Genomic DNA, 3,310 nt, shown 5'->3' with positions numbered 1-3,310 from the left:
TTTTTTTTTAATTAACTATTTTTATCGATTTTATCATGATCTTGCCTCTGTCTCACATTTATTTGAAATGACTATAACTCATCTGGCGGAGTGCTAAGGCAAAACTGACGGTGAGAAAATCAAGAATTTCTGGCTTAAAGCACCTGCTGCCAGGGAAAATTTATAGGAAGAAGCGGCCGCGTGTCTGAGAAACCCGGTTGATTCGTAGATGTCTCGTTACTCAACCCAAAATTTTTCATATCAGCCCGGTTTCTATCCCGCGTACACAAATTTTGATTGAGCTAGTCGGCCGCTCAATCAAATTTCATCCACCACCTGAAATAAAAAGCTATTTTTTCAAATATTCCTAAAGATGAATGGCGAACTTTAAGCATAAGTAATAGCTTATAAACTGTTAACGCGGCGGTGTAATTAATCAGGGAAAAATCATCAAGGGAACGGGACTAAATTTGCTCTCTTGCCTTCATTATCCCGCAGCAAAGGTTAGAAAAATTGCACGTTACGCTGTCAATTTGACCCTCCGGTTTTGGCATCACAACCGATCGCAGCACTCTATGCAAAAGCAAGCATTACCATGAAATCTTCTAAATTGTTGAAAGTTGTTTTAGCAAGCGCTTGTACTTTAGGTTTATCAACGGTTTCCTTAGCAGTGCCTGCTTCTGCCCAGTCAGGCGGTGCTGGAAGCGGTGCAGGCACAACTGGTACAGGCACCGGCACTACTGGTACGACAGACGGCACGACTGGCACCGGCACTGGTACAACAGGCACGGGTACAACCGGCACAACCGGTACAACAGGCACGGGTACAACCGATACAACCGGCACTGGTACAACAGGCACGGGTACAACCGATACAACCGGCACGGGTACAACAGGCACTGGTACAACCGATACAACCGGCACGGGTACAACAGGCACTGGTACAACCGATACAACCGGCACGGGTACAACCGGCACGGGTACAACCGGCACAGGTACAACGGGTACGGGTACAGCCGGCACTGGCACAACCGATACAACCGGCACTGGTACAACCGGCACTGGTACAACCGGCACGGGTACAACCGGTACGACAGACGGCACCGGTACAACGGGTACGGGTACAACCGATACAACCGGCACTGGTACAACCGATACGACGGGTACGGGTACAACCGGTACTGGTACAACGGGTACAACCGGCACGGGTACAACCGGTATTGGTACAACAGGCACGGGTATTGGTACGACAGGCACGGGTACAACGGGTACAACAGGCACGGGTACAACGGGTACAACGGGTACGACAGACGGTACAACGGGTACGACAGACGGTACAACGGGTACGACAGACGGTACGACATCGACGCCGGCTGATACTAATTCTGGAGTTTTGAGTGCTCGGCGCGATAGCCCCAACAATTTCGGCTGGCTGGGTGCCTTGGGCGCGTTTGGTTTGATCAACTTGTTTAGGAAAGGTAGTACACCCTCCCATCGGTAGTTTCGGGCGATTCCCTACGGGGTAGCTTTGCTTCACATACTTTTGAAAACAACTTAGAGGCTTAGAAATTCATGACTTCACTCAATCGCAAAAGTTTGTTCCACAAATTGGTAACAGTTGCCGGAATTGCCGGCGTTAGTTCCTTGATAGCTGTGCCGGGATTTGCAGAATTAAACCGCCACACTCACGGCTTAAACCAGTCGGGCGATCGGGTTTTTGAGCTTGCTGATAACCTAGCCGACGATGAGACTCTTCCTACCTCTCCAAACCTCCCCCCCAACAACACTCCCAGCCGTTCTCCCAACACTCCAACAGGTGGCGAAACTTCGCCTAATTCTCTCAGCAGCCAAGACAGAAACTTTGTCATGCAAGCAGGTCAAATTGGTATGCTGGAAGTGGAACTCGGCAGATTGGCAGTGCAGCGCGGTTCTAGTGCTGGTGTGAAACAATACGGGCAAGAAATGGTTGAGGAACACACTAGGGCAAATCAAGAACTGATGCAGTTAGTAATGCAAAAGCAGGTTGAATTGCCAACCGAGATGAGTACCCAGAACACAGCTTTGATGGAGCGACTTTCGGGACTCTCCGGTAGAAGTTTTGACACTGCTTACAAGCAGGCTATGATCGAGAGCCACAATCAGGCTATTGCTCTGTTTCAGGCTCAATCTCAACAGGGACAAGATCCAGAGTTGAAGGCTTGGGCCACCCAGAAGTTGCCGAACCTTCAGGCGCACTTGCAAATGGTTAACCAAATGTTGGCAGATACCAACCAGCCATAATATGAAGTAGAGTCCGATCGCCTAAAACGCGATCGGACTTTACCTCTTGTGCTCCGAGAGGGAACAGCAATAAATTCTTTTAAACGCTATAATTTTTGAGAAAAATGGAAGATTTTTTCCGCAACTTGTTGGGCAGCAATATTACAGCGACGTGGCTGTTCTTAATCGTAGGGTTTTGCTGGCTTGCTTACATACCCGGTCGCCTGAACAATTAAAAATTATTCCTTAAAACTTCAAAATTAAGTAGGTAGGCAAATAAACCTCACTGTTGAACAGACTAAGTTATAGCGTGCCTCAGAGCCTCAGATTTTCTACGATATTTCATGCCATATCTCTGGGGCACCCTACAATTTACTCTAAATTAATCATTTTTTAACAGACAGGCGTTCGATCGCCCGATCGCGGAAACAAGCAAGTGCGATCGGGCGATTTATTCAAACAACACAAAATTAATTAGTCCTCAGTGTCCACAAAAACACTCACAGCCGCCACAGCGATTAGCATTTCATCATTTTTATCATTCAGAGAGGCGATCGCCCTTCCTGGCACAATCATGCCTCCTTGCTCCACAATCAGAGTTTTGCTCCCAAAAGGCAGCACCGCCAACACCTCCTGTTCCCGCACTTGTTCCGGGTAAGGAACAGCCACCTTAACCTCAACAATCATCTGATTCGGGTCAGTCAAACCCGCCACTTCCCAAACGCCCAGCAAAGCATTGTGGGCGATCGCATTTCGTACAGCCCTTGCACAGGCTACAGTCGGTTCCTGCCCGTGCTGATCTATACCCATCCCCATTTCAATGATGAAACATTTACGTGCCATAGTTGCCCCTTGGTTGATTTTTGTTTGTAGTCGTTAGCGAAGCCCTCGAAGAGGATCGCACTTTTTCCCAAAACAATTATCAACCCAAATGACCGAATTTTATATTATTTTATCGCTCCATCAAATAACACAATAATCATCTCATTTAATAACAATACTCCGGACAGTTTTTAAGCAGCCAGAGTACCATAAGACAAGACTGAAGGAAGGTTAGGGTGATTTAAAATCA

3 protein-coding genes are annotated in these 3,310 nt (G+C 47.5%); 2 read left to right on the top strand and 1 reads right to left on the bottom strand.

What is annotated here, in order from left to right; translation table 11 throughout:
* The first annotated feature begins 574 nt into the window (after nt 1–574).
* Nucleotides 575–1,480, top strand: coding sequence for a hypothetical protein (locus QUB37_RS29345; RefSeq protein ID WP_333168723.1), 906 nt, complete (start codon nt 575–577; stop codon nt 1,478–1,480).
* Between the two features lie 71 nt (nt 1,481–1,551).
* Nucleotides 1,552–2,259, top strand: coding sequence for a DUF4142 domain-containing protein (locus tag QUB37_RS29340; protein WP_333168721.1), 708 nt, complete (start codon nt 1,552–1,554; stop codon nt 2,257–2,259).
* 453 nt (nt 2,260–2,712) lie between these two features.
* Here QUB37_RS29340 and QUB37_RS29335 read toward each other — a convergent pair whose 3' ends face one another.
* Nucleotides 2,713–3,081, bottom strand: a complete 369-nt coding sequence (locus QUB37_RS29335; RefSeq protein WP_333168719.1) for a Lin0512 family protein — start codon at nt 3,079–3,081, stop codon at nt 2,713–2,715.
* Nucleotides 3,082–3,310: the final 229 nt, after the last annotated feature.

It is taken from the genome of Microcoleus sp. AT3-A2, assembly GCF_036705685.1.
GTDB lineage: Bacteria > Cyanobacteriota > Cyanobacteriia > Cyanobacteriales > Microcoleaceae > Microcoleus.
Note: the sequence above shows the minus strand (reverse complement) of the source record. Positions and strands in the feature narration are given on the sequence as shown.